The organism is Geodermatophilus maliterrae (assembly GCF_041018925.1).
Lineage (GTDB): Bacteria > Actinomycetota > Actinomycetes > Mycobacteriales > Geodermatophilaceae > Geodermatophilus > Geodermatophilus maliterrae.
The window spans coordinates 13,773-39,574 of sequence record NZ_JBFNXQ010000037.1; the positions used below are offsets into that span (position 1 = coordinate 13,773).

The 25,802-nt window shown below is 73.0% G+C and carries 22 protein-coding genes; 9 read left to right on the plus strand and 13 right to left on the minus strand.

Annotation, left to right across the window (positions count from 1 at the left end):
- Window positions 1-165 precede the first annotated feature (165 nt).
- Window positions 166-1,227, plus strand: a complete 1,062-nt coding sequence (locus tag ABQ292_RS13065) for an alpha-hydroxy acid oxidase (protein ID WP_369206989.1) — start codon at window positions 166-168, stop codon at window positions 1,225-1,227.
- 193 nt (window positions 1,228-1,420) lie between these two features.
- Complete coding sequence (locus ABQ292_RS13070; RefSeq protein WP_369206991.1) at window positions 1,421-2,239, plus strand: sugar phosphate nucleotidyltransferase; 819 nt, start codon at window positions 1,421-1,423, stop codon at window positions 2,237-2,239.
- Between the two features lie 19 nt (window positions 2,240-2,258).
- Here ABQ292_RS13070 and ABQ292_RS13075 read toward each other — a convergent pair whose 3' ends face one another.
- A complete protein-coding gene (locus tag ABQ292_RS13075; protein WP_369206993.1) occupies window positions 2,259-2,933 on the minus strand; it encodes a PIG-L deacetylase family protein in 675 nt (224 codons plus the stop codon).
- Window positions 2,934-2,937: 4 nt separating this feature from the next.
- A complete protein-coding gene (locus tag ABQ292_RS13080) occupies window positions 2,938-3,750 on the minus strand; it encodes a glycosyltransferase family protein (RefSeq protein WP_369206995.1) in 813 nt (270 codons plus the stop codon).
- A 332-nt stretch (window positions 3,751-4,082) separates the two neighbouring features.
- Between ABQ292_RS13080 and ABQ292_RS13085 the strand changes: the two genes are divergently transcribed.
- Genes ABQ292_RS13085 through ABQ292_RS13095 form a run of 3 tightly spaced genes read left to right on the plus strand, consistent with a single transcriptional unit; the run spans window position 4,083 to window position 6,987 of the window.
- Window positions 4,083-5,102, plus strand: a complete 1,020-nt coding sequence (locus ABQ292_RS13085) for an NAD-dependent epimerase/dehydratase family protein (RefSeq protein ID WP_369207041.1) — start codon at window positions 4,083-4,085, stop codon at window positions 5,100-5,102.
- A complete protein-coding gene (locus ABQ292_RS13090) occupies window positions 5,099-5,668 on the plus strand; it encodes a dTDP-4-dehydrorhamnose 3,5-epimerase family protein (protein ID WP_369206997.1) in 570 nt (189 codons plus the stop codon). Before ABQ292_RS13085 ends, ABQ292_RS13090 begins: the two co-directional genes overlap by 4 nt.
- Window positions 5,665-6,987, plus strand: a complete 1,323-nt coding sequence (locus ABQ292_RS13095) for an NAD(P)H-dependent oxidoreductase (protein ID WP_369206999.1) — start codon at window positions 5,665-5,667, stop codon at window positions 6,985-6,987. Before ABQ292_RS13090 ends, ABQ292_RS13095 begins: the two co-directional genes overlap by 4 nt.
- A 69-nt stretch (window positions 6,988-7,056) precedes the next feature.
- On the opposite strand, the gene ABQ292_RS13100 is transcribed toward ABQ292_RS13095, so the two are convergent.
- Window positions 7,057-7,551 carry a MerR family transcriptional regulator gene (locus tag ABQ292_RS13100; RefSeq protein WP_369207001.1) on the minus strand — a complete coding sequence of 165 codons (495 nt, stop codon included), beginning with the start codon at window positions 7,549-7,551 and terminating at the stop codon, window positions 7,057-7,059.
- Between the two features lie 729 nt (window positions 7,552-8,280).
- Between ABQ292_RS13100 and ABQ292_RS13105 the strand changes: the two genes are divergently transcribed.
- The 3 genes from ABQ292_RS13105 to ABQ292_RS13115 all read left to right on the plus strand — a co-directional run bounded on the left by ABQ292_RS13105 (window position 8,281) and on the right by ABQ292_RS13115 (window position 12,559).
- Window positions 8,281-9,003 carry an acyltransferase family protein gene (locus ABQ292_RS13105; RefSeq protein ID WP_369207003.1) on the plus strand — a complete coding sequence of 241 codons (723 nt, stop codon included), beginning with the start codon at window positions 8,281-8,283 and terminating at the stop codon, window positions 9,001-9,003.
- Window positions 9,004-9,684: 681 nt separating this feature from the next.
- The gene (locus ABQ292_RS13110; RefSeq protein ID WP_369207005.1) at window positions 9,685-11,043 is read left to right on the plus strand and encodes a glycosyl hydrolase; all 1,359 of its coding nucleotides are present in this window, start codon (window positions 9,685-9,687) and stop codon (window positions 11,041-11,043) included.
- 181 nt (window positions 11,044-11,224) lie between these two features.
- The gene (locus ABQ292_RS13115; RefSeq protein WP_369207007.1) at window positions 11,225-12,559 is read left to right on the plus strand and encodes an MATE family efflux transporter; all 1,335 of its coding nucleotides are present in this window, start codon (window positions 11,225-11,227) and stop codon (window positions 12,557-12,559) included.
- A gap of 218 nt (window positions 12,560-12,777) precedes the next feature.
- Here ABQ292_RS13115 and ABQ292_RS13120 read toward each other — a convergent pair whose 3' ends face one another.
- From ABQ292_RS13120 to ABQ292_RS13150, 7 genes are all read right to left on the minus strand, one after another.
- Entirely contained in the window at window positions 12,778-14,187 is a 1,410-nt protein-coding gene (locus ABQ292_RS13120) for a hypothetical protein (protein ID WP_369207009.1), read from the minus strand.
- Between the two features lie 45 nt (window positions 14,188-14,232).
- Window positions 14,233-15,084, minus strand: a complete 852-nt coding sequence (locus ABQ292_RS13125) for a glycosyltransferase family 2 protein (RefSeq protein ID WP_369207011.1) — start codon at window positions 15,082-15,084, stop codon at window positions 14,233-14,235.
- Window positions 15,081-16,643, minus strand: a complete 1,563-nt coding sequence (locus ABQ292_RS13130) for a GMC oxidoreductase (protein ID WP_369207013.1) — start codon at window positions 16,641-16,643, stop codon at window positions 15,081-15,083. Before ABQ292_RS13130 ends, ABQ292_RS13125 begins: the two co-directional genes overlap by 4 nt.
- A complete protein-coding gene (locus tag ABQ292_RS13135) occupies window positions 16,640-18,100 on the minus strand; it encodes an alkaline phosphatase family protein (protein WP_369207015.1) in 1,461 nt (486 codons plus the stop codon). Before ABQ292_RS13135 ends, ABQ292_RS13130 begins: the two co-directional genes overlap by 4 nt.
- A 38-nt stretch (window positions 18,101-18,138) precedes the next feature.
- Window positions 18,139-19,665, minus strand: a complete 1,527-nt coding sequence (locus ABQ292_RS13140; protein ID WP_369207017.1) for a hypothetical protein — start codon at window positions 19,663-19,665, stop codon at window positions 18,139-18,141.
- Between the two features lie 576 nt (window positions 19,666-20,241).
- Entirely contained in the window at window positions 20,242-21,294 is a 1,053-nt protein-coding gene (locus tag ABQ292_RS13145) for a PHP domain-containing protein (protein WP_369207043.1), read from the minus strand.
- The gene (locus ABQ292_RS13150) at window positions 21,291-21,836 is read right to left on the minus strand and encodes a DoxX family protein (protein WP_369207019.1); all 546 of its coding nucleotides are present in this window, start codon (window positions 21,834-21,836) and stop codon (window positions 21,291-21,293) included. The genes ABQ292_RS13145 and ABQ292_RS13150 overlap by 4 nt, the downstream gene beginning before the upstream one ends.
- A gap of 147 nt (window positions 21,837-21,983) precedes the next feature.
- Here ABQ292_RS13150 and ABQ292_RS13155 point away from each other — a divergent pair, with 147 nt between their 5' ends.
- Window positions 21,984-22,640, plus strand: a complete 657-nt coding sequence (locus ABQ292_RS13155; RefSeq protein WP_369207021.1) for a hypothetical protein — start codon at window positions 21,984-21,986, stop codon at window positions 22,638-22,640.
- Here the strand turns inward: ABQ292_RS13155 and ABQ292_RS13160 are convergent.
- The 3 genes from ABQ292_RS13160 to ABQ292_RS13170 form a co-directional block, all read right to left on the minus strand.
- Window positions 22,621-23,088, minus strand: coding sequence for a hypothetical protein (locus tag ABQ292_RS13160; RefSeq protein ID WP_369207023.1), 468 nt, complete (start codon window positions 23,086-23,088; stop codon window positions 22,621-22,623). The genes ABQ292_RS13155 and ABQ292_RS13160 overlap by 20 nt on opposite strands.
- Before the next feature lie 443 nt (window positions 23,089-23,531).
- Window positions 23,532-24,137 (minus strand): DUF6318 family protein, encoded by a 606-nt coding sequence (locus tag ABQ292_RS13165; RefSeq protein WP_369207025.1) that lies wholly within the window; start codon window positions 24,135-24,137, stop codon window positions 23,532-23,534.
- A 159-nt stretch (window positions 24,138-24,296) separates the two neighbouring features.
- Window positions 24,297-25,739: a bifunctional phosphatase PAP2/diacylglycerol kinase family protein gene (locus ABQ292_RS13170; RefSeq protein WP_369207027.1), complete on the minus strand. Its 1,443-nt coding sequence runs from the start codon at window positions 25,737-25,739 to the stop codon at window positions 24,297-24,299.
- Window positions 25,740-25,802 lie beyond the last annotated feature (63 nt).

Genomic DNA, 25,802 nt, shown 5'->3' on the forward strand with positions numbered 1-25,802 from the left:
CACACGAGCGGGGGACGGGGGATCCCGTCCGGTGGACACCCGCCTCCCGTCCACCGGCCGGCAGGGGACGCAGGCCCGGACAGGACATACGCTTCCGCCCACCCACAGCGCACGAGGAGAGGGGGAGGCGAACGGGGGCACGGTGTCCTCGCTGCCTCGACGTCGATGCTGTCTCTGTCTGCAGGTCATCTGGAAACCGCGCGTCGCACACTGGACCCGGCGGTCTGGGACTACTACCAGGCCGGCTCGGGGGAGGAGACGACCCTCCGCGAGGCCGAGGCCGCCTGGCGGGCCTACCGGCTGCGCCCCCGCGTCCTGCGGGACGTCTCGTCGGTGGACCTGACGACCCAGTTGCTCGGGACCACCGTGGAGTCCCCGTTCGTCGTCGCCCCCATGGCCTTCCACGCACTCGCGCACCCCGACGGGGAGTGCGCGACCGTCGCCGGCACGGGCAAGGCGGGCTGCCTGTCGGTCGTCTCCACCCGGGCCTCGCGCACGCTGGAGGACATCGGCGTGGCCGCGACGGGCCCGTGGTGGTTCCAGGCCTACGTGATGCGCGACCGGGGCCTCACCGAGGCGCTCGTCCAGCGGGCCGCGGCGGCAGGCGCCCGAGCCGTCGTCCTCACCGTCGACACCCCCTACGTGGGCCGGAAACACAAGGTGAGCGGGGTTCGCATCGCCGTCCCCGACGACCAGTTCCTCGTCAACCTCGCCCAGCACCTGCTCCCCGGGGCCATCGGGCGCGAAGCCGCCGAGCAGGACCCCTCGATGACCCCGGACGTCATCCGGCGGCTCGCGGAGGTCGGGGGACTGCCGGTCCTCGTGAAGGGCGTCCTCCGGGGGGACGAGGCGGAGCGCTGCCTGGAGGCGGGAGCGGCCGGCGTCATCGTCTCCAACCACGGCGGCCGCCAGCTCGACCGGGCCGTCCCCAGCGCCCTGGCCCTCCCCGAGGTGCTCGAAGCCGTCGACGGACGCGCTCCCGTGCTGGTGGACGGTGGCGTGCGCACCGGTGTCGACGCGCTGGTGGCGTTGACGCTCGGAGCGGCTGCCGTGCTGGTCGGCCGGCCGGTGCTGTGGGCGCTGGCGAGCGAGGGGGCCGACGGGGTGACCGCCGCGCTGGAGGCGCTCGGTGCCGATCTCCGGCACGTCATGGCGGTCGCCGGTGCGGCCGGCATCGGCGACCTCGACCCGAGCATGGTGACCGGCGCTCTGCGTCCGCCGGGCTGACCGTCCGGCCGGGACCGGTGACCGGTCGGGTGACGTTGGTCTCCCCACCGGGCCGTCGACGCCGCGGAGCAGCCCACGATCGGGGGTGATCCGGTCCGGGTGGTGCGACTGCGGTTCCCCCGGGACGGGATCCTGCCTACGCTCCCGGGCGGACTGCAAGCAGTACTGCCGAGTAACCAGGAACGAGGAACGCATGCCCGACCGCCCCGACGTCCCGACCGCCGACATCCCCGTCGTCATCCTCTGCGGAGGGATGGGAACGCGGCTCCGGGAGGCCAGCGAGCACCTGCCCAAGCCGCTGGTGGACATCGGCGGGCGGCCGATCCTCTGGCACATCATGAAGACCTACAGCCACCACGGCTTCCGTCGCTTCGTGCTCTGCCTGGGTTACAAGGGCGACATGATCAAGGACTACTTCCTCGATCACCGCTCCCGGTGGAACGACTTCACCCTCCGGCTGCGCGGCGAGCACGAGCTCGAGTACCACACGGCGGTCGAGGACGAGGACTGGGAGATCACCTTCGCCGAGACCGGGCTGACCACCGCCACGGGTGCCCGCATCGCCCGCGTCGCCGAGTACCTCGACGCCCCCCGCTTCGCGCTCACCTACGGCGACGGCATCGGCGCGGTCGACATCACCGGCGTGCTCAAGACGCACGTGGCCGGCGGCAAGCTCGGCACGTTGACCGGCGTGCACCCGGCCGGCCGGTACGGCGAGATGGCGATCGCCGGCGACGACGTCACCCAGTTCAACGAGAAGCAGTCGCAGACCGGTTACGTCAACGGGGGCTTCTTCTTCTTCGAGCGCGAGTTCATCGACGGGTACCTCGACCCGGGCGCGACCGAGCAGATGCTCGAGCACGCCCCGCTGCAGCGGCTCGCGCGCGACGGGCAGCTCGGCGTGTACCGGCACGAGGCCTTCTGGATGGGCATGGACACCTTCCGCGACTGGAAGGAGCTCAACAGCCTGTGGGACAGCGGTTCGGCGGAGTGGAGGGTCTGGGAGGACTGACCCGGCCGGGCGTCGGCGCTCAGGGTGCCGGCGCCCGGTCCGCCTGCCACCCGAGGACGGTCTTGGGGCAGGAGAAGGCCTCGGCGTAGTCGGACCGGCACTCCATCCCCCTGAGCCGGGCCAGCGCGAGGAACGTGTCCTCGCGGAACCAGTCGTGGTCGCGCTGGGAGCCGTAGTGCTCGTGGAGGAGCGCGGCCTTCCGGCGGACGAGCTGGCCGGACAGGGGCCAGTACGTCTGCGGGCGCCCCGCGCCCAGATCGCCGTCCCACTTGGGGATCTCGTAGTGCAGGACCAGCTGGTCGCGGAACGCCGTCGTCACGAGTTCACCGAGCAGCCGGTGGTCCTGGTGGGCGTCCGCCGGGGAGGGCGCCAGCACGAGGTCGGGGGACGTCGTGGCCGCGAAGTCCTGCAGCCGGTCCTTGACCTCGTCCCAGCGGCCGGGCAGCCTCCCGTCCGGCAGGCCCCCGAAGGTCACCGCAGGGCGGACGGGCGCGCAGAAGGCCTCCAGGCTGGCACTGGCCTCGGCCTCGCGGACCGGTGTCGACGCGAGGACCAGGACGTCCACGGCGGCGAGCGCCCGCCGCTCGCCCAGGTCGAGGACGAGGCCGCCGGCGCCGATCTCCACGTCGTCGCAGTGGGCGCCGATCAGGGCGACGCGCAGTCGCTTCCCCGGGTCCGGGGTGAGACGCAGCACCCGGTCAGCTCCCGCGGCCGTCGCTCGTCAGTGCGGCCCTCCTCGCCTCGTCCCAGACGGCCCAGGGACGGACGTGCCGCCGCGCCAGCACGTCGAGCTCGCTGCGCTCCTTGACCGTGTCGGCCGGCTTCCAGAACCCGTCGTGCCGCCAGGCGATCAGCCGGCGCTCGGCGGCCAGGCGCGGGAAGGCGTCGGTCACCAGGTCCTCACCCTCGTGCAGGTAGTCGAAGACCTCGGGCGTGAAGAAGAAGTAGCCGCCGTTCTCCCGGACCTCGAGCGCGGAGACGGACCGCACGGCCGAGACGTAGTCGTCCTCGTCGGACTCCACCATGTGGAACGCCGCCTGGGGTGGCACCGACAGGAGGCTGCCGACCGCCCCGCTGGCACGGAAGTGCTCCTCGATGACGTCGAGCGGTGCGTCGGTCAGGACGTCGGCGTAGTTGGCGGCGAAGACGTCCTGGTCGACGTGCTCGCGCACCCGCCTCAGGCGCTCCCCGATGGGGGTGTCCATGCCCGTGTGCACGAAGGTGATCGTCCAGTCGGAGATGTCCGACGACAGGAGCTCGAGCTTCGCGCCGCCCTCGCGGAGCACGAAGTCGTTCGTGTACGTCTCGTCATAACGCCGGAAGAAGTCGACGACGTGCCGTGCGCCGTAGCCCATGCAGAGCACGAACTCGGTGTGCCCGTAGTAGGCGTAGGTGCGCATGACGTTCCACAGGAGCGGGCGGTCACCGATCATCTGCATCGGCTTGGGGACGTCGTCGACGTCGTTGCGCATCCGCATCCCGTAGCCGCCGCAGAAGAGGACCACCTTCATCGCCACCACCTCCGGGGCTCATCCTGCGCATGTGCGCGGTAGACGCCAGGAGCTCCGGCGAGAATCACACCCAACGTGAGAATCAACCGCGTGCCGCCACGTTCCGGAACCGTTCCGTTGCGGCTGTCCTCGGGTTCTCACCGATACAGGTGGATCGGGGCCACGGACGGTGACCCCCGGCCGTCCCCGCTGTAGCGTTCGCCGGTGCACGCAGTCCGCGGCGCCCGCGGCTGCCGCAGCGACTGAGGGGTCCACGATCCGCCGGTTGCGTCGCGTGCGCCGGCTCATCGTGAGCCGCGCCGAACATCAGGAGGATTCCGGTCTTGCGAGTCATGGTCACCGGCACCGAGGGGTACCTCGGCTGCCTGACCGCACAGGAGCTGCTCCGTGCGGGTCACAACGTCGTCGGCGTCGACACCGGCTACTACAAGAACGGCTGGCTCTACCCGGGCCTCGAGCACGTCCCCGAGACGCTCGCGCTCGACATCCGGCGTCTGGGCCCCGAGCACCTCGAGGGCGTCGAGGCGATCGTGCACATGGCCGAGCTGTCCAACGACCCGATCGGTGACCTCATCGGCGACGTCACCTACGACATCAACCACCACGGGTCGGTGCACCTTGCCGAGGCCGCGAAGGTCGCGGGTGTCCCGCGCTTCGTCTACATGTCCTCGTGCAGCGTCTACGGCGTCGCCGAGGGCACCGTCGACGAGAGCAGCCCGGTCTCGCCGCAGACGTCCTACGCGCGGTGCAAGGCGCTGGTCGAGCGCGACGTCACGGCCCTGGCCACGGACGGCTTCTCCCCTACGTTCCTGCGCAACGCCACGGCCTTCGGCGCCAGCCCGCGGATGCGCTTCGACATCGTGCTGAACAACCTCTCCGGCCTGGCCTGGACGACGGGGAAGATCGCCATGACCAGCGACGGCTCGCCCTGGCGCCCGCTGGTCCACGCGCTCGACATCGCCAAGGCCATCCGCATGACGCTGGAGAGCCCCCGCGAGCGGGTGCACGGCGAGGTCTTCAACGTGGGCAGCGAGGCCAACAACTACCGCGTCCGCGACATCGCCGAGATCGTCGCCGCCGAGTTCCCCGGCTGCGAGCTCACCTTCGGCGACCCCAGCGCCGACAACCGCAGCTACCGGGTCGCCTTCGACCGCATCCGCGAGGTCCTGCCCGGATACGACACCGACTGGGACGCCAAGGCCGGCGCCGCCCAGCTGCACCGGGTCTTCGAGTCCATCGACATGGACGAGGCCACCTTCACCGGCCGCGGCCACACCCGGCTCAAGCAGATCGAGTACCTGATGCGCACGTCCCAGGTCGACCCCCAGCTGTTCTGGAAGGCCTCCCTGTGAGGTACACGCCCCTCGAGGTCGACGGCGTCCACCTCGTCGAGATGGAGCCGTTCACCGACGAGCGCGGCGGGTTCGCCCGCTCGTTCGACACGACCGAGTTCGAGGCGCACGGCATGCGCTCCGAGGTCGCCCAGTGCAACGTCTCCTGGAACCACCGCGCGGGGACGCTGCGCGGCCTGCACCTGTCGGTGCCCGGGCACCCGGAGTCGAAGTTCATCCGGTGCACCCGCGGCGCGATCGTCGACGTCGCCGTCGACGTGCGGCCCGACTCGCCCACGTACCTGCAGCACGTGATGGTCGAGCTGTCGGCGGAGAACCGTCACGGTCTCTATCTGCCCCCGCACCTGGCGCACGCCTACCAGACGCTGACCGACGACACCGAGGTGCTCTACATGGTCAGCGTCCCGTACGCGCCCGGAGCCGAGGTCGGGTACCGGTACGACGACCCCGCGTTCGGTCTCACCTGGCCGCGCGAGGTCACCGTGATCAGTGACAAGGACGCCGGCTGGGCGCCCTTCGACGCCGAGGCCAACGCCGAGCGCTTCCGTGCGGGGGCCCCCGCGTGATCGCGATCGACACGCTGCTGCGCCAGCGGCAGACCGACGGCCGGCCGGTCCGCATGGGCCTCGTCGGCGCCGGGTTCATGGCCAAGGGCCTGGTCAACCAGGTGGTCAACAGCACGCCGGGCGTGCAGCTGACCGTCGTCTGCAACCGGACGCCGGCCAAGGCCCACGCGATCGTCACCGAGGCCGGCGCGTCACCGGTGGCCGCGGAGTCGGCCGCCGACGTCGTCCGGATCGCCGCGGCCGGTGACGTCGCGGTCACCGACGACATCGCGCTGGTGGCCGGCAGTGACGCCGTCGACGTCGTCGTGGACGCCACCGGCGCGGTCGCCTTCGGGGCGGAGCTCGCGCTCGCCGTCATCGCCGGCGGCAAGCACCTGGTGCTGCTCAACGCCGAGGTCGACGCCACGCTCGGTCCGCTGCTGGTGACGAAGGCCGACGCGGCCGGCGTCGTCTACTCCGGCGCCGACGGCGACCAGCCCGCCGTGCAGATGAACCTCATCCGGTTCGTCCGGCAGATCGGGCTGCGGCCGCTCGTGGCCGGCAACATCAAGGGCCTGCAGGACCCGTACCGCAACCCCACCACCCAGGAGGGGTTCGCGAAGCGGTGGGGTCAGGACCCCTGGATGGTCACCAGCTTCGCCGACGGCACCAAGGTCAGCGTCGAGGAGGCCCTGGTCGCCAACGCCGCGGGCTTCAGCGTGCACAGGCGCGGGATGCTCGGACGGGACCACCACGGGCACGTCGACGAGCTCACCGGGATGTACGACGTCGAGGAACTGCATGCGCTCGGCGGCGCGGTCGACTACGTGGTCGGCGCGCAGCCGGGGCCGGGGATCTACGTGCTCGGCGAGCACGACGACCCGAAGCAGCGGCACTACCTGGAGCTGTACAAGCTCGGCACGGGGCCGCTGTACAGCTTCTACACGCCCTACCACCTGTGCCACTTCGAGGTGCCGACGACGGTCGCGCGGGTGGCCCTGCTCGGCGACCCGGCGATCCGGCCGATGGGCGCGCCGCAGGTCGACGTCGTCACGATGGCCAAGACCGACCTGACGGCCGGCACCGTCCTCGACCGGCCGGGCGGCTACCACTACTACGGCGAGGCGGAGCGGGCCGACGTCACCCACCGGGACCGGCTCCTCCCCCTCGGCCTCGCCGAGGGGGCGCGGCTGCTGCGGGACGTGGCCAAGGACGAGGTGATCGGCTACGGCGACGTCGAGCTGCCGACCGGCCGGCTCGTCGACCGGCTGCGCGCCGAGCAGGACGAACGGTTCTTCGGGACGCCCGCGCTCACCGGCGCCGCCACTGCCGCACGCTGAGCGGTCCCGCGCCGCTGCGCGCCAGAGGGCCCGCAGCGGCGCCGGGCGGTCGGTCCTCGGCCGGCGGGGTCACCGGGACGACGGTGCCACCGCGTCCCGGTGACCGCCCGGCCGCGCCACGGGGTCGGGCCGGCCGCCCATCGCGCTCTGCTCCTCGGCACGGAGTTCCTCGGTGCGGAGTTCCTCGGTGCGGAGCACGGCGATGAAGTCGTCGGCCCAGTCGAGGTTCCGCTTCAACCTGTCCCGTCGCGAGGTGGCGTCGGTGATGAAGGCACGCAGGCGGTCCAGGAGCAGTCCGCGCTCGGCGTCCGCGGTGCCGCGCTCATCCCGTAGACCCTCCACGACGTCGAGGACCTGTCGCATCTCGTCGACGCTGAAGCCGAGTGGCTTCATGCGGCGGATCACCATCAACTTCTCGTAGTCGGCCTCGCTGTACATCCGGAACTTGCCGGCGGTCCGGGCCGACGGACTGAGCAGTCCGGTCTCGTCGTAGTGGCGGATCGTCGGCAGCGACAGCCCCGTCCGCTCGGCGAGCTCGCCGATCCGCATGAGACGCGCCGCCATGTCGACCTGCCTTCTCGCCTGGCCGACCCGAGCGCCCTCGTGGCGGCGGAACGTGCCGATCCAGTGCCGGAGAGTACACGGTTCGCCCCGGGCGAGGGTCGCTCGGGCGAACGCCTGGTGGCTGCCTAATCTCACCTCGGGTGAGGGTAGGTTGCACCGTGCGAACTCTGCCCCGCCAGAGGGGCTAACCGGCGTCCGCACTCGAGGCGTGCCGGGGACGAGCCGACCGGACCGGGTCGGGGGGAAAGGGGTGGTCGTGGCCGGCGAGCGGAGCCCGCAGTCGCACCCTGCCCGGCCGTCGACCCCTGTGGCGGACCATGAGCCCGACGTCCGCGGTGGCGACGTCGGAGCGCCTCGTCGGCGGACGGAGACGCTCGAGCGGGCCTTCGACCCTCGGCGCAACAGCCTGGCCATGATGCGCCTGGGGCTGGCCGGCGTCGTTGCCGTGGCGCACGCACTCGCCGTCGGCTTCGGCTGGCAGCCCCACCTCGGGGCCACCCTGCTCGGAGACCTCGCGGTCGACGGCTTCTTCGTCCTGAGTGGGTTCCTGGTGACCCGCAGCTTCCTGAGTCTGAGCGCGCCCGGCCGGTTCGTCTGGCACCGGTTCCTGAGGATCGTGCCCGGCTTCTGGGGCTGTCTGGTCGTGACCGCGGTCGTCGCCGCTCCGCTGGCGGCCGCGCTCGTCGGACGGGCGCCTGCATCGGTCTTCACGGCCGCGGAGGACCCGGCGTGGCGGTACGTGCTGGCGAACGCCGCCCTGCCGTCCTGCAGTACGAGATCGCGGGCATCACCGCGGGCAACGGCGAGACGGTCTTCGACGGGTCGCTGTGGACCCTGCAGTACGAGGCCTTCTGCTACGCGGTGGTCGGGCTGCTCGGCGTCACCGCGGTCCTCCGGCGCAGCCGCTGGGGGGTCCTGGCCCTGTGCGCCGCCGTGTGGGTCGCCGTGCTCCTCGAGCACGCCGGCCTCGTTCCGTTCGACGTCCCGCTGCTGGCCAACGACCAGCTGCTGCGCTTCCTCCTCGTGTTCCTGCTCGGCGCGGCCGCGTTCCTGTTCGCCGACGTCGTCCCCGTACGAGGCCTCTGGGCCCTGCTCAGCGCGGCCGTCGTCCTCGCCGGTTCGTTTCTCCCCGACTACCGCGTGGTGGGTGCGTTGTGCTTCGCCTACCTGTGCGTCTACGGGATGGTCCGGCTGCCGCTGCGCTGGACGCCGTCCTGGGACCTGTCCTACGGGCTCTACGTGTACCACTGGCCCGTGCAGCTCCTCCTGCTGCTCTCCGGTGCCGGCACGCTCGGGCCGGTGCCCTTCGTGCTCATCAGCCTGGCCCTGGCCCTGGCGCTGGCTGCGCTGTCCTGGGTGACGGTGGAGGGGCCGGCCCTCCGGCTCAAGGACGCTCGACCGCCCGTGCTCGGTTCGAGCGGGACCGCGCCACCCCGGCACCCCCAGCCCTGAGGCGGCGCAGCCGGACGACGGGCCCCTGCGGCACGATCCAGCGCACCGCCCGGGTGGTCACCGGGCCGGCGGGGGCGACACCGCGACACGACCCGGCCGGAGTCGTCCCGGTGAGAGCCGTGTGACAGGAGTGACCAGCCGGGCTCGGGAATACTGGGCGTGACTATACGAGTGCGGAGTGCTTGTGCGAGCATCCCGAGGTCGTTGTCGAAATTCGTCCGATCACGCCGAGTGTCGGACGCGCGGAGGACGTCTTCCCTTGATCCATCCCTTCCCCTCGTCGCGCGCCGTGCGATCCGCGCGCCTCCCTGCGAACCCCGACCGGAGCCGGCCTGCGCCGCTCCTCGGGGGCCGGGACTGATGGCCCGCCACGCGTACGAGCGCGCCTCGCTCCACACCGACAGCAGGTCCGCCGCTGCCTCGCCGGCGCCGCGGGCCGCCGAGTCCGCCCACCCGGACGCGGACGGCGTCGTGCACCTGATCCAGGGGCCGCGTCCTCGTCCGGACGGCGCCCTCCGCCAGGAGCGGACATCCGTCGAGGGCCCGGGGCCGCACCACGGCTCGACCTCCCGCCGGCCCGCCGTGACCCGTGAGCTCCCGGTGGTGATCGCCCGCGAGCCGTGGGTGACCGGATCCGGCGCCCGTCCCCACCGGCGCACGCAGCGCGGCACAGGACTCGAGGTGATCGGCAGGAGCCGCCCCCTGACGCGGGACGGGCGCAGGAGCTCCCGGGGACGTCACGCGCACGGCTTCCTCGCCTACGCCATGGGCCTCGTCCTGGTCCTGTCGGCGGTGTACGGCGTCGCCCACTCCGTGGGGGGCGACGGTGAGGTCGTCACCGACAGCGCGACCTCCGCCCGGTGGCACGAGAACGGGCGCGCCGCGTGGGAGGACGCGGGCTCGTGGTTCCGCTCGTGGAGCGGTCACCGCAGCGCACGCCCCGCCGGTGCGCCCGCGGCGGTCCCGACGACCGGCACGGTCCCGTCGGCGGCCGCTGCGACCCCCGAGGACGTCCCGCAGGGACCGGCGGCCGTCCCGTCCTCGGGAACGGGCGAGCAGCCGGGCGAGGGGACGAGCGTGGCGACCGGTGACGAGGTGGCCGGGGAGACCGGCACCGCGACGCCGCAGCCCGCCGGGACCGGCGTGGCGACCCGGTCGTCCCTCCCTGCGGGCACCTGGCTGTCCGGTGCGTCCGGTGTGGGTGTCTCCGACGGGTCCCTGGCGGCATGGCGAGGTACTCCCCTCGGGATCGCCGGCACGTGGTCGGACAACAACGAGGCGATGGTCGAGCTGTGGCAGCTGCACCCGGACGGGGAGTACGGGTCGTGGCAGGAGTCCCTCGACATCGCGATCGGCGGCATCAGCGACGACGAGAGCTGGGCCGAGGCCGCCGACGGTGCCTACGACGCGCGCTGGCGGGAGTCCCTGACCAACCTCCGTGAGCTGCGCGGGGCCAAGGGCACCACCTACATCCGCTTCGCCCACGAGATGAACGGCACGTGGTTCCCGTGGTCGGTGGCGCCCGGCGAGGCGGACGACTTCATCCGCTCCTGGCAGCGGTTCAGGGCGCTGCAGCAGGAGATCTTCCCGGCCGCGCAACTGGTCTTCTGCGTCAACCGCGACTCCAGCGACAACGACCTCGACTGGCGGGAGATCTTCCCCGGCGCCGAGCACGTCGACGTCATGGGGGTCGACTACTACAACCAGTGGCCGTACGTGGACACGCGCGAGGAGTGGCAGGAGTCCCTCGTCGAGACCGACGGCTACGGCGCCCCCAAGGGCCTGCAGGCACACCTCGACTTCGCCCGCAGCGTCGGGCTGCCCCTGTCGCTGGGGGAGTGGTCGGGCAACGCCGACGAGGGTGACTCGGTCGCCTTCATCGAGGGCATGCACGAGTTCTTCGCCGCCAACGCCGGCAGCGGGCCGGGGCAGCTCCTCTACGAGGTCCAGTTCAACGTCGACAAGGACGGCCGGCGCTGGCTGCTCCACGGCGCCACCCGCATGCCGGAGGCGGCCGCGGCCTACCGCGACCTCTTCTGACGGAACCCGCCGGGTGCGCTCGCGACGGCGGGCGCACCCGGCGCCGTCGGGGCACGGGTTCTCCCCGAACGGCGTGGCACCGCGCGAGTGACCACGAGCCCCGCTCGGCCGTGTCCCCCATCCGGTGCACGGGACCGGTCCTCGGCCGTCAGCGCCCGGTGTGGCCGGTAGCCTGCAGCGCGTGTCCCTGCGTGCCCGGCTCCGCGCTGCCCGCGGGCGGGGACTGCGGGGGGTGCTCGGTCGGGCCGGCTGGAACCTGGCCGACCAGGCCGTGTCGAGCGCCACCAACCTGCTCCTGTCGGTCCTCGCCGCCAGGGCCCTGTCCGTCGACGGGTTCGGCGCCTTCTCCGTGGCCTTCACCATCTACTCGTTCCTCATCGCCGGTGGACGGGCGATGATCAGCCGGCCGCTCGCGGTCCGCTACGCGTCCGCGGGGCCCGAGCAGTACCGGGCCGCCGCCCAGTCGGCCACCGGGGCCACCGTGCTGCTCGGCATCGCGGCCGGCGTGGTCGTCGCCGCGGCCGGGCTGTTCTTCCTCGGGGGGCCGCTCGGGACGTCGCTGCTCTGGATGGGCGCGCTGATGCCCGGCCTGCTGCTGCAGGACATGTGGCGGATGGTCTTCATCACCGAGGGCCGGCCCCGGGCCGCCTTCGTCAACGACTCGGTGTGGGGCGTGGTCCAGGTGGGCCTCGTCGCCGCCTTCATCGCGCTGGACCGCCAGAGTGCCGCGACGCTCCTCATCGCCTGGGGTGGCGCCGCCCTGCTGGTGTCCCTGTTGGGGATCGTCCAGTTCCGCGGGCGCCCGACGGTGCGCACGGCCATCGGCTGGGTGGCTGCGCAGCGTGACCTGCTCAAGTACTACCTGGCGTCCTTCATCGCCGTCATGGGCGCGAGCCAGCTCACCCTCCTGCTCATCGCCGCGCTGGGCAGTCCGGCGGACGTCGGCGCGCTGCGTGCGGCACAGGTCGTCCTCGGGCCCCTGAACCTGCTGACCTTCGCCCTGCAGGCCTTCGCCATACCCGAGATCGCCCGTCGCCGGCCCGGGGGACGCCGCGCGCTCCAGACCGCCATGGTCCTGTCCGGGGTCCTCCTGCTGGCGAACGTGGTGTGGGGGGTGGTCGCCGTGGCCCTGCCCGACGCGGCCGGGGTCTTCCTCCTCGGCGACACGTGGACCTCCGCCGAGGCGGTGCTGCCCGCGACCCTGGTCGGTGTCGTGGCGAGCGCGGTGGGTTTCGGGGCCAACACGCTCCTGGTGGCCCGAGGGTTCGCCAAGGAGACGTTCCGGATCAACGCCATGCTGGCCCCCGGGTTCTTCGTGTTCGGGCTCACCGGCCTGCAGCTCGCCGGAGCGCCCGGGGCCGCCCTGGGGCTGTCCCTGGCCCAGGTGGTGGTGAGCCCGGCGCTGTGGTGGCGGGCGATCGTCCTGATGCGCCGGGGGACGGACAGTCCCGGTGAGCGACCGGTCGACCGGCCGTCCTCGGGAGCCGAGCGGGACGGCGCCCTCGACCCGGCTTGAGCCCGACCTCGTCCACGTCGGGTCGGGCAGGAGGCTGTCGCGTCGCTGCAGGACCGGGTCCGCGGTGCGGGGTGCTGGGCGCCCGGCCGGCCCGCGAGCGTGCGGACCCCGAGGCCGGTGAGGTCCGTCGGCCGCCGGGCCGGGGACACCGCCGGCGGACCGACGAGCGCCGGCCGGCTGCGCGCCCGCGCCCGTTCGGCTGCCGCGGGCCGCGAGGATCAGCCGCCGCGGGCCAGGGAGATGTCCGGCGGCCGGTGGCTGGCGCCGATCCCGGACAGCAGCCAGACGAGGTAGGCCGTCTGCGGTTGCAGCAGGGCACCGGAGAGCACGAAGACCATGAACACGAGGGCCGCGGGCACCACGCGCCACGGTGCCCGGTCGACCAGCGCCAGCACCAGGAAGAGGACGAAGAGCCCCCCGGCGAGGATCCCGTACTCGAGGGCGAGCTTCGGCAGGACCGAGTAGTTGACGTCGACGCCGCCGTTGTCCGCGCTGAGGAGGACGCGGGTGACCGAGCCGGGACCGTTGCCCACGAACAACCGCAGCGGCTCGTCCAGCAACCCGTTCCACACCTGCTCGAACGGGGCCACGAAGCGGGAGTAGCCGCTGGTGTTCTGGGAGCTCAGCTCGTCGTCCCGCGCGAGGAAGTACTCACCCACGGGGCTCTCGAGGATCACCACGGGCACCACGGCGGCCGTGAGCACGTAGCCGATGTGCAGGCGGCGCGGCGCGCGGAGCAGCAGCAGGACACCGCCGACGGCGAGCAGGATCAGGCCGGTGCCGGAGACGGCGGAGCCGAGGCCACCGGCCAGCACCAGCAGCTTCCAGGTGCGGACGCGGAGCATGATGCCGACGAGGATGGCGACGGCGCAGAACTGCGAGAGGAACGACGGCTCCAGCAGCACGAACGCGGTGCCCTTGGCGATGTAGTGCCCGTAGGTCAGCTCGTTGGTGAAGTTGTAGTCGGGGATGAGGTACTCCCCGGGGACGACGTCACCGAGGTAGTCCTCCCAGGTCCACACGCCGGCGAACTGGGCGGCCAGCTGGGCGGCCCCCAGCACCGAGAGCACGAGCATGGTCCACACGAACGTGCGGCCGGCCTGGGCCACGACGGCGGCGCCGTAGGGATCCCGGGCCCGCAGGACCCACGGGAGGTAGATCACGAGGAGGAGCAGCAGCGAGGACATCGAGAAGTCCGCGCCCCACCCCAGCCACGACACGGCGGCCGTGGTCAGCAGGATCGCGCTGACCGCGACGGTGAAGAGCCCGGCCCGGAGCCGGCTCACGGTGAGCAACCGCGATGCCAGCGAGATCGCGACGAAGGCGTATGCCATCGGGATGGCGATCGACGTGGTCTCGCCACCGGCCGGGACACCGATGCGCTGCGTCACCACGAGCAGGACCACCAGGACCGAGACCAGGCGGAGGTACCACGCCGGCGGGACGCTGCGGCCGGCTCGTGCCGTAGGCGCTGCGCCGCGAGGCGTGGCGGTCCCTCCGGCGGTCACCGGGCCGGCCGCCGCGTCGACCACCGGAGTGCCGTCCACCGGGGTGTCGACCACCGGGGTGCCGGTCACCGCCGTGGCGGGCCGCTGTCCCGGGTCAGCGGTCCGGGGGAGGGTGGTCACAGCGCTCGTCCTCTCCGGTCCCGGCCCCAGCGGACCGGACCACCGTCACAGGTGCAGGTGGCGATGACGCACGCTCCCTTCCAGCCTGCCGACGCACGCCCCGAGCTGCCGGGCCGCGACGACGACGTCCTCGGACTGCCGGGCGCGGATCAGGAGGAGGAGCGGCCGGGCCCAGCGCAGCAGGGCCCGCAACCGGCTGCCGCCGGCGACCAGACCGCGGGACCGGTACCGCCGGTACAGCTCGACCTCCCAGGAGGCCCAGCTCCGAGCCTGGCGGAAGGCCGGTCGGGCGGCGGTCCGCAGCCGGTAGGAGATCCGCGCGTCCGGCGCGAACACGATGCGGGCGTCGGCGTCCAGCTGGGCGCGCCAGCTGAGGTCGGTGTCCTCCCCGACGAGGAGGCTGGTGTCGAAGCCGTCGACCTCGTGGAACGTCTTCTGCCGGATCCCCATGGCACCGCCGATGACCCAGGGCAGGAAGTCGTGGTAGGTCATCGGCCCCGCGGCCTGCATGTCGCCCCATCGGGCGGCCAGCCGGTCGGTGTTCAGCTGCTCGAGGTCGATGCTCGCCGCAGCCAGCTCACCGCGGTCGAGCGCGTCGCCCATCGCTGCCACGTACCCGGGGTCGACGACGTCGTCGTCGTCGAGGAAGAGGATGCCGGGCTGGCGGGCACGGGCTGCGCCGACGTTGCGTGCGTGCCCGCAGATGGCCGCGGACCGGTCCTCGACGAGCTCCATCTGGGGCAGGGCCTCGCGCCACGCGTCCACCACTGCGTCGACCGCACCGGCCGGCCCGTTGTTGACGACGACGAGTTGGGCCGGCGGCCGGGTCTGCCGTGCCAGGGCGGCCAGTTGTCCGGTGAGCCAGGGCCCGCCGACGGTCGTGACGACGACGGTCACGTCCACGACGGCACCCGGTCCGGCCGCAGCCTGAGGTGGTGCGCGAGCCGCAGGGCCAGCGCCACGATGGTGAGCGTCGGGTTGGCGTAGCCCCCCGTGGGGAACACCGAGGACCCGCACACGTAGAGACCGTCGAGACCGTGGACCCGGCAGTCACGGTCCACGACACCCCGCGCCGGGTCGGTGGACATGCGCGTGCTGCCGATGGGGTGGTAGGCGTCCTCGAACCCGCCGGCCCAGTCGTCTCCGTCGAGCCACTCGGTCCCGGTGAGCCGGCCGAGTCCCAGCCGGCGCAGCTCTCCGTCGAGCACGTCGGTGAACACACGGGTGGTCCGGCGCTCCAGCTCGGTCAGTCGCCAGTCCACGGACACCCGGGGCAGGCCCAGCGCGTCCCGCTCGGACGACAGCGAGATCCGGCTCTCGCGGTTCGGCGCCTGCTCCACGAGGATCTTCACCTGCATCCGGTCGAGTGGGCCGGCGCTGGGGCGGCCGCGCACGAACCGCCGCCAACCGGCGCTCGCCACGCGGTCGAGCTCGTGCAGCGCTCCACCGAGCTCGGCCCTGCCCAGCTGGGCGGGCCGGCGCCGCTCCTGCAGAGCGCTGGAGATCTCCCGGGCCGCAGCGAGCCCAGGGGTGACCGTGGTGTCGTAGACGAAGGTCGCGATCGCGTTGAGGACCTGCTGCCGGCGCTGCGTCGCGTAGCCCAGCCGCAGACGGGGGACGTAGCGGACCCTGCCGCGGCCGAGGACGTTGTAGAACTCCTGCAGCGCAGCCGGCCGGTCGGCGGCGACGTCGGCCCAGATGGTGGGGTGGTCCTGCAGGTACTGCCCGACGGTGTCGGACCCGAGCTTCGACAGCAGCATCAGGCGCGCGTTCTCGATGCCACCCCCGCAGAGCACGAACGTCCCGGCCCGGACCCGCCCGGTGCGGCCCGAGAGGGACCGCACCTCGAGTTCGCTGGCGACGGTGCCGCCGGCCTCGGTGCGGATCTCCGCCGCCGTGGCGTGCAGCAGCACCCGGACCCGGTCCGAGCGCTCGAACACGCGGCGGTGCAGGGCGCCGACGTCGGGACGGGGACTGTAGACCGCGGACTTGTGGGCCAGGAGGTCCGGGTCCACCGCGGGCGGCACCAGGCCGTACCGGCGCCAGGCCTGCTCGTCGGACGCCTCCGCCGGGACACCCAGCCACTGCTCGGCACGGTCGTACCAGGGGTCGAGGTCGGCCGCCGAGACGGGCCAGCCGCTCTCGGGCACCCAGTCCCGGGGTTCGAGGTCGGAGGGGTCCATGCGGATGCACTGGCCGGGCCAGACGGTCCCCGTGCCGCCGAAGGTCCTGGCCCGCCCGGTCTCCAGACCCAGGCCGAGGCCGATGTTCTCGCCCTCGTTGAGCCGGCTGACCGCGGCCTCCGGTGCGAAGCCACCGCTCTCCACGAGCAGGACCGTCGTCGGGGTGTCCATGAGCTCACGCGCGATGGCGAGCCCGGCGATGCCGGCGCCCACGATGCAGACGTCCGCGACGTGGTCGGTGCCGACCGCGGCGTCGTCGAAGTCGAGGATCACCGCTGCAGCGCCGCGGCGATGAGCTGGTGGATCTCCTCGGCGGCGACCGTCCCGTCGTCGGCACCGGTCAGCTGCGGGGCGTTGGTGAGGAAGAAGCCGTCCAGGGCGTGCTGGCCCGACTGCTCGCGCCGCATGCACCAGGTCTCGCCACTGTCCAGCTGCACGCGCGACTCGAAGACCGCCGGGTCCCAGTGCACGACCACGTCGGGGAGCCCGCCGGGGTGGGAGCCGCGCGGCGGCCGGATGACGCGCCTGGTCACGGGTCGTCCGTCCACGGTGGACAGCGCGAGCAGCGCCTTCTCGATCTGCTCGCAGGTCTCGGCGTACTCCTCCGGGGGGACGATCCCCTGCGCCTCCCGTCCGGCCAGGTTGATCCGGATGTGCCCCTCGTGCTCGATGGGGAGGGCGAAGGCGCGCGTCCGGGACCAGTCGTAGGACGGCAGGACCGCGGCCCTGCCCCACTGGCTGCGGGTGGACTGCGGGATCGAACGCCAGTAGAGATCGCGCAGCGGCTTCGGGATCCGCGCCTTCAGCGCCGACACCGTCGACCGTCGTCGCTCCCCTTCCACCGCGCGGGAGGCCAGACCGAGCTCGTCGAGCAGCGGCTCGAGCAGGGTGGGCACCCCACGCGCCGGCTCCATGCCGTGGAGGGCGAACACGAGCACCGTCGTGTCCGGACCGGTGGCCTCGACCAGCCGGCCGATCTGCCGGTCGATCTCGCGGTAGACGTCCACCAGTGTCTTGTCGGGGAACGCGGAGCGGGGGAGGTCCCCGAACATCGAGAGGTCCGGCTGCACGGTGTGCCACAGGAAGTGGCCGCCGTGGTGTGACTCCGGGAAGACCACCACGGTGACGTCCGGCTGCGTGCGCGTGACCAGTCGCAGCGCGAGGTCCCCGCGCTGGCGGACGCCGGCGAGGCACTGCTCGAGGAAGTCGGGGACCTGGGCCGGCTCGAAGGGCGGTCGCGCGAGGGGGTGGGCGAACGGGTGTGGCGGGACCTCCTCGGCGACCACGTCGGCCAGCGACGCGGGCGAGACCCGGACCCGGCCCTTGACCCGGTCGTGCGGCCCCCACTCCGCGACCTCGAAGCCGTCGGTGACGCCGACGAGGGGGGCGAAGGGGACGTCCAGCACGCCGACGGTCGCGCCCTCGCGGGTCAGGCTCTCCCAGAACGCGGGGATCCCGGACGGGTCGGAGTACGTCATGCCCATCGCGGCGGGATCCCAGTTCCACAGGCCGTAGAGCCCGTGGTCGCACGCGAGCCGACCGGACCAGAAGCTGGGCCAGACCGCGCCGCTGCTGTACTCGGCCGGCCCGGTCACCCGGCTCCAGGTCCCCTGGTCGAGCAGGGCGGCGAGCGCCGGCAGGTCGCCGGACTCGATCAGGCTCCGGACGAGGGTGGACTCGGCAGCGTCCATGCCGATGGCCAGGACCCGCCCGGGATGGTTCCGGTTCACGCGGTTTCCGATCTCTGTGACGCGTTGACGAGCGGTGGTCAGGACGGCCGGCCGGCCGTGACGGTGGGCTCGGTCGCCGCGCCGCGATCCCGCTCGAGGGCCGGTGCGGAAGCGGGCAGCCGGTCGGCGGCGGCAGGAGGGGGCACGTCCCGCTCCGACGACGGCAGCCAGCTGTGCCGGGTCACGAGGACACCCGCGCACTCGCGCCCGGCGAGCGCCAGACGCCGGCGGAACTCCTTCAGCTCCCTGCCGCCACGCTTCCCGCGGACCACGGCCACGACGGCCCCGACCGGGCCGAGGAGGGCGAAGGCGGCGGCGCTGCTCCCGAGCGGCCCGGCGTCGACGAGCACGATGTCGCAGGACCGCAGCAACGCTGCGAGCGAGCGCTCGAGGACGTCGTCGGCGGCCGCGGCCCCGCGACTCACGTGCGCCACGTGGACGCTGCCGCCGGCGGGGGAGTCCAGTGCCGGCACCCGACGGAGCACCTGGTGCAGGTCGCCAGTCCGGGTGACGGAGTCGGTGAGCACGACAGGCGGCGTCGACGCGCCGACCCGGCGCAGCAGCCTGCCGTCGGAGGTGGCGTCCACGACCACCACGGAGCGTCCCTGTGCCGCGGCGGCCGCGGCCAGGCCGAGGACGGCGCTGGTGGCGCCGGTGCCCCGGCCCACCTCGGCGAGCATGAACGTCGGGGCGTCACCGTCCCGCAGCCGGTAGCGGAGCGCCTGGAGCGCGAACGCGTACTCGCTGAGCCGGGGCGGCACCGCCGCACCGGATCCGGACCACGGCACGGAGACCTCGCCCAGGAGCGGCCCACCGGCGTCGGCCGCCAGGTTGTCCGACCCGCTCGGCCGGCGCCGGCTCCGCCAGCTCAGCGCCAGCCCGGCGGACAGCAGGAAGGCCACGGCGGCAGCGAGGTAGGCGTCACGGCTGGGGGTCGGGGAGGACGGGTCCGAGGGGACCGACGCCGGCTGGGTCACCTGGACCCCGTCGCCGAAGCTCGCCGCACGGGCACGGATCTGCAGGACCTCGTCGGGGTTCGAGGCGCTGGCCTCGGCCGCCTGGTCGGCGAGGGCGTTCACCTGGACGGCGGTGAACTGCGCGTAGGCGTTCGCCACCGCGTCGGCGCGCCGCGCGGCCAGTGCCGGGTCCGCGGCCTCGGCGGTCACGTTGATGACGTCGCTCGCGCTGACGGGCTCGGCCGAGATGCTGCCGCGGAGGTCGCTGCCCGGGACGCCGTCGTTGAGGATGACGGCGGCCTGGTCGAGCACCCCCACCGTGGTCATGATCTCGGCCTGGTTCTGCACGTACCGGTCCGGGTTGCTCCCGCCGCCCGCGTCGACCGGGGAGAAGTTGGTCGACGAGGACAGCACCACCTGTGCGGTCGCCGAGTAGCTGTCGGGCCGCTCGGCGCTGCGCGAGTAGGCGACGTAGCCCACGATCAGGGTGATGAGCGCAACGGGGACGGCGGCGCGCAGGAGGAAGGGGAGCAGGCCCGAGCCCGAGCTCCGCCGGTCGTCCTCGTCGGCGAAGTCGCCCGTGCTGGCGTACTGCGGACTGGTGGTCATGCTCGACTTTCTGTCCTCGGGTCGGGAGTGGGTGTGGCCTGGTCGGGGTGCTGCACCGCGTGCAGCACGTGCCGACCGACCGGCGGTCGCGTGAGCGCTCCGGTGCCGCGGTTCAGCGTCCCGTGTCGCTGACTCTCCGGCTCGGTCCCCCGTGCCGGCTGGGAGGTGCCAGGGCCGGAACACGATAGACGGGCATGAGTCCGGCGAGCCGTCGACGTGGTCTCCAGCTCGCCGGCAGCACACCTGCCGGCTGCCCGTGGGTCGACTCCCGAGCGCCCGCACGCCGCACTGCGGCGAGGCTCGGTCCGGAGTCGGTCGGGTTCCCCACGGCACCCATGCTGCACGATGGTCAGCGGCCCGACCAGGATCTTCGCCCTCATCGGGTGACCTGCCCGTCCGGGTGACCGCCCGGCGGGTGACGACGTTACTCCACGGAGGTGAGGGGACGACCGGTCCGTCACACCGACGGGCGCGGCCACCACGGTCCCGATCGGCAGTCGTCCTCCCTGCTCCGCCCGGCTGTCGCGCTCGACCGTTCGTCGCCCGCGCCCGGCCCCCACGGCCGCCGGCGCTGGCTCAGCTCGCGGTCCAGGCCAGCAGGTCGTCGGCCGTCCGGCTGTTGACGACCCGGTCGACCGGGACGCCGGTCTCCACCGCCCGCTCGCAGCCGTTGCCCTGCCAGTCGAGCTGGCCGGGGGCGTGCGCGTCGGTGTCGATGGCGAACTCGCACCCGAGCTCCACGGCCAGGGACAGCAGCCGCAGCGGTGGGTCGAGCCGTTCGGGCCGGGAGTTGATCTCGACGGCGGTGCCGTGCTCGACGCAGGCGTCGAAGACGGCCTCGGCGTCGAAGGTGCTCTCCGGGCGGGGGCGCTGCCGTCGTCCCTCCCGCTGTTCGCGGGGGATGAGCAGCCGGCCGGTGCAGTGCCCGAGGACGTCGGTGTGCGGGTCGGCGACGGCGGTGAGCATGCGCTCGGTCATCACCGCGGTGTCGGCGCGCAGGTCGGAGTGCACGCTGGCGACGACGACGTCGAGGCGGCCGAGCAGCTCGTCGGTCTGGTCGAGGCTGCCGTCGGCGTGGATGTCGCACTCGATGCCGGTGAGGATGCGGAACGGCGCGAGCTCCGCGTTCAACTCCGCGACGACGCCGAGCTGGCGCTCCAGCCGCTCCGCCGTCAGCCCGTTGGCCACGGTCAGCCGCGGGGAGTGGTCGGTGAGCGCCATGTACTCGTGGCCCAGCGCGATGCCGGCCTCGGCCATCTCGCGGATGGAGCTGCCACCGTCGGACCAGTCCGAGTGCACGTGCAGGTCGCCGCGCAACGCGGCACGGAACTCGGCGACGTCGTCGGCCAGCGGCACCAGCTCGGCGTGGGCGTCCTCGAGCCGGGCCAGGTACTCGGGCACCTCGCCGGCGTGCGCCTGCACGATCGCGGCGCCGGTCTTGGGGCCGATGCCGCGCAGGTCGGTGAGCGTCCGGGTGCGGATCCGCCGGTCGAGCTCGTCGGGACCGATGGTGTCCACGACGGCGGCCGCGGTGCGGAAGGCGGCGACCCGGTGGGTGGGCTCGCGAGCGCGCTCCAGGAGGAAGGCGATCCTCCGGAGCGCGGCCGCGGGCGGGAGTGGCGTGGTCAGCTGGCCTTCTTCATCTGCTTCTTGGTGCGCTTCTCGGCCTTGGCAGCGCGCTTCTGCGCGTCCTCCAGGCTCCGCTCGGTGGCCGAGGCGGCGCGCTTGGCGGCGCGACGGGCCCGGTAGCCGACCGACGGCCTGCCCTCGGTGTCGACGGCGGCGATGAGCAGGCCGCCGAGCAGGCCGGCGTTCTTGAGGAAGTTCGAGAGCTGCCCGAAGCGCTCCTCCGGGTCCTCGTGTTCCCAGAACCTGTGCCCGGCCAGCGTCGTGGGGACGATGCTGCCGGCCATCGCCAGCGCGGCCAGGCGGGGGAACTTGCCCAGCGCGAACAGCGATCCCGCGCCCACCTTGATCCCGGCGTCGATCCTCACCCACTGCTCGACGTCCCGTGGCACCTGCACCGGCAGCTGCTGGTCGGCCGTCCTGGCGATCTGGTCGACGACCGGCTTCGCGCCCGGCACGCGGGTCTGCGGGTTGCGCAGGGTGTCGATGCCGCCGTAGATGAACGACGACGCGAGCAGGGGCCGGGCGATCCGGCGGACCAACATGGATGACCTCTTCCGTCGATGGGACCTTCACGGCGTCCCATGCCCACTGGTCACGGCGGGACACCCCTGTCCGGACCGTAGTGAGGCGCTCGTCACTCTGCTCGGTCAACGGCCACGGCCGGCGGCGGCGGCATGCATGATCGGGAGATGGCCCGGAGCGTGCGTCCCGCGACGGGTCCGCGCCTCCGGGACGTCTGGTGGGTGTTCGGGCTCGTGCTCGTCGCCGCCTGCTTGTTCGGCACGGCGTTCGTCGTCCGGCTCCGGTGCCTCGCCGGCGCCTGCGTCCGCCCCGCAGTCGGGCAGCTCCTGGACCTCGAGGCGGTCGGCGGGCTGCCCCGGCTGTTCACCGCGGGGGTGTTCGTCGCCGCCGCCGTCCTCGCCTGGCGCGGGCGGCCCACCGGCTGGGGAGCGCTGTGGTGGACGGTGGTCGCCGGGACGGTCCTGGGGCTGGCCGTGCTCAAGCTGGCCAGCGCCCACTCGATCGTGAAGGGCGCGACGTCGCCCTGGACGACCCTGCTGCTCGGCCTCGCGGTCACCGTCCCGGGCCTGTGCCTGCTCTACGTCGCCGGCCGCGCGTGGCGGGTGCCGGCGACCGGGTCGGTGGTGGCGGTCCTGGGCGCCTACGCGCTGACCGCGCTCGGCCTGGACGTCGTCACGACCGCCGCCGCGGTGGTGCAGACGTACGCGGGGGCGCGGACCGGGGCCTCGGCGGCGTTCGTGGAGGAGTTCGGGGAGGCGCTCGCGGCGCTCGGCGTGCTGGCCGTCGTCCGGTGGTGGACGGCGGTCAGTCGTAGGGGTCGGTGAGGACGGCGCGGGCCTCGCGGACGTCGAAGGTGACCGGCGGTCCGTCGGTGGTCGTGGTGCCCGGGACGTCGACGCTGGCACTGCCGTCGACGCGGAAGGTGCCACCCCAGGTGGTGGTGAGCGAGGCGGTGTAGCGCCCGGCGCCGTAGTCGTGGGTGATCGTGTGGTCCGGGTAGGGGGCGCCGGGGTCGGTGGTGGTGAGGTCGGTGCCGTCGCCGGTGTGCCAGGTGAAGGACTCGGCGGTGGCGGTGATCTCGACGGTGAAGCCGCGGATGTCGAGCGTGAAGGTCTGCGTGGTCGGGCCGTCGGTGAAGAAGACGACCGGCAGGCCGACCAGCGCGTCGCCCGGCGGCTGCTGCTGGGCGGCGAGCGCAGGCAGCGGCAGGGTCTGGAAGTAGCGGAACACCTCGTCCGGTGACGGCGGCGGGTTGAGATCGGTGATGTCCACGCACGACGTGCTGAACCCGATCCATGGGCCGATCGGTGACCCGGCCGGCGTCCCCGGGACAACAGGCGAGTTGTCGATGGTTGAGCCATCAGGAAGTACTAACGGACGCCGCTCGAGGGTTAGAAACTCAACCACTCGACCAGGGGCGGATTCGCAGACCTGGTCAAGTGTCGGACTGCAGTCGTTGCCCGTCGACGCTGAGCAGGGTGTGAGCAGCCGGTAAGCCCACGGCTGAGCTACGGAAGCGCTATTGCTAGCTGCGAGGCGTCCGCCACTCTCTGCGATATATGACGCGTACAGGGCGCCTGATCCGACACTCACCTCGGGAGCTTCACATCCCCGTCGGCAGCCGTCGTCGGCCGAGGCTGGGACTGATAGGGCAAGAAGTGCAAGCGCAACCAGCGTCGTAATCGGCGCGCTCCTAACTTGCCCGGCTTGAACCTTCATCCGAGCGCGAGGGCGGTAGCGACCCATGTCGATCGACCCTCATCCCAAGAGGCTGCTAAGCCGGACTGCAGGTTGGGGAGGTTAGGAAATGTCAAATCATCGACAATATTGTTATTGGAGTCGCGCACGTTCAAGGATGCTTGGTCGGCGATGAAGGAGACTGTCGCGCTTTCGTCTTCTCGGAGCGCTGAAGCGATGCCATCGATTGTCAACTCCCCGCCCTCGTAACGATAACCTGCGGCGGCGTCGGTTTCGGTATCGGAGGCGATGCGCTCGCAGTCGCGGCAACCCTGACTGAAGTCACGCAGTGGCGCGGCGTCCATGACGGTCGAGGTCCGGTTGATCAGGCCGATGTAGTAGCGGGCGAAGGCCTCTGCCCCGGCTGCGTCCTGGGTTCTCGCCTCGGCGGGCATGGGGAAGTCGGCCGGGCCGAGCGGGGGGAGTGCCTCGGTGGTGGGCGCGGGCTCGGCGGTCGCCGTCGGCAGGGTGTCGTTGGCCGGCTCGGCCTCCGAGCAACCCGCCAGCGCCGCGGCCGCGACGGCCAGCGCGGCCGCCGTCCGGAAGAGCCTGCCAATGCTCCGTCCACCCCCGTCGGTGATCACGGATCCGGGACCCTAGCCACTGCGCGGCCTCCGGCGCAGTGCCCCTGTGGAGGGACTGCCGCCTCGGCGTGCGCAGTGCGGGTGTTCCTCGTGCACTGCCGGCCCTGCAGCACCCGCAGTGCGCGAGGAACACCCGCAGTGCGGTCCGGCAGCGGGTGCTCAGGACGTGCGGCAGCAGTACACGGTCAGCGGTGGCCGCTTGCGGAAGAGGAACGACGACGACGCGGCCGCTGTCTCGCCGTCGTAGGCCACCGGCTCCGGTCCCGACCACAGGTGCACCCGCAGCTCGGGCGTCTGGACGTCCGCGTAGCCCGAACTGTGGTCGCTCACCCCGAGCAGCGCGCCCAGCACCGCCCGGGTGCGGCTGAACGGGACGTCGGCGCGCAGGTACTGGACGTCGAGCAGCCCGTCCTCCAGTCGCGGCCGCCACGCCGGCGCCAGTCCGCGCGGGGTGTAGCGGCAGTTGCCCACGAAGAGGATCCAGACCTGCACCGGCCGCCCGTTGAGCACCAGTGAGACGGGCGTCCCGCCGCGGAGCACCTGCGCCACCGCCACGGTCATCGCCGCCCAGCGGCCCAGGCGGCCGGCCAGCGCGTCGCGCCGACGCACCATCTCCGGGTACGCCCCGATGCTCGCGGTGTTGAGGAACGGCGTCCCGTTGACCTCGGCGACGTCCACGCACACCGCGCGCCCCTCCTCGACCGCCGCGGCGGCCTCCTCCGGCGTCTCGACGCCGAGGTCGCGGGCGAAGTGGTTGAGCGTCCCCGCGGGGACGACGGCGAGCGGGAGGTCGTGCTCCAGCGCGACGGCTGCCGCAGCGGCGACGCTGCCGTCGCCCCCGGCCACCCCGAGCGCCGCCGCCCGTCCCGACCGCGCCGCGTCCGTCAGCAGGTCGGCGACCCCGTGCTCCTCGGAGGCGGTGAGCACTTCCGCCCCGGGCAGCAGTGCGCGGATCTCCGCCGCGGGGTCGTACCCCTCGGGCCCCGACCGCGGGTTCACCGCGACCACCAGTCCCTCGCCGCGCGGCAGAGCCCGGGCCGAGCGGACCGGGCGCACCCGTGCCGGCTCCGTCGGCCGCACCGGCCACCACCGGCGGCCGGCCAGCGCGACGCTCGCGCCGATCGCCAGCCCGCTGACGACGTCGCCCGGGTAGTGGACGCCCACGTGCACCCGCGAGTACCCGACCGCGAGCGCCACGGGCGCCAGCGCCGCGCCCACCACCGGGCTCTCCAGCGCCACCCCGGTCGCGAAGGCGCCGGCCGAGGCGGAGTGTCCGCTCGGGAAGGACAGCGTGTGCGGCGCCCGCCGCAGCTGCCGGTGGGAGGCCATGTTCGCCAGGTCCGGCCGCACCCGGCCGAAGATCCGCTTGAGGACGACGTTGACCAGCGCGCTCGACACCGTCAGCCCGCCCAGTCCGCGCAGGGCGGCGCGCCGCAGCGGCCCCCGGCGCAGTCCGAGGAGGACGCCGAGCACCAGCCACAGCCTCCCGTGGTCGGCCGTCGTCGAGAGCCGGCGCAGCCACCGGTCGGCCGGGGTGTCGGGCAGTGCGCCGATCGCGGCGTGCAGCCGCGCGTCCCAGTAGCGCAGCCGCAGCGGGGTCACGCGCGAGACGCTACGGCCTCCCTGCAGGGCCCACCGCGAGCGTACGAGCGGTGGGGGCAGGGA

Excerpts from the sequence above, each read along its gene's own strand:
- ABQ292_RS13065 (WP_369206989.1), top strand. The coding sequence starts at position 166 with ATGCTGTCTCTGTCTGCAGGTCATCTGGAAACCGCGCGTCGCACACTG.
- ABQ292_RS13100 (WP_369207001.1), bottom strand. The coding sequence starts at position 7,551 with ATGGCGGCGCGTCTCATGCGGATCGGCGAGCTCGCCGAGCGGACGGGG.
- ABQ292_RS13085 (WP_369207041.1), top strand. The coding sequence starts at position 4,083 with ATGGTCACCGGCACCGAGGGGTACCTCGGCTGCCTGACCGCACAGGAG.
- ABQ292_RS13150 (WP_369207019.1), bottom strand. The coding sequence starts at position 21,836 with ATGTTGGTCCGCCGGATCGCCCGGCCCCTGCTCGCGTCGTCGTTCATC.
- ABQ292_RS13140 (WP_369207017.1), bottom strand. The coding sequence starts at position 19,665 with ATGACCACCAGTCCGCAGTACGCCAGCACGGGCGACTTCGCCGACGAG.
- ABQ292_RS13080 (WP_369206995.1), bottom strand. The coding sequence starts at position 3,750 with ATGAAGGTGGTCCTCTTCTGCGGCGGCTACGGGATGCGGATGCGCAAC.
- ABQ292_RS13155 (WP_369207021.1), top strand. The coding sequence starts at position 21,984 with ATGGCCCGGAGCGTGCGTCCCGCGACGGGTCCGCGCCTCCGGGACGTC.
- ABQ292_RS13070 (WP_369206991.1), top strand. The coding sequence starts at position 1,421 with ATGCCCGACCGCCCCGACGTCCCGACCGCCGACATCCCCGTCGTCATC.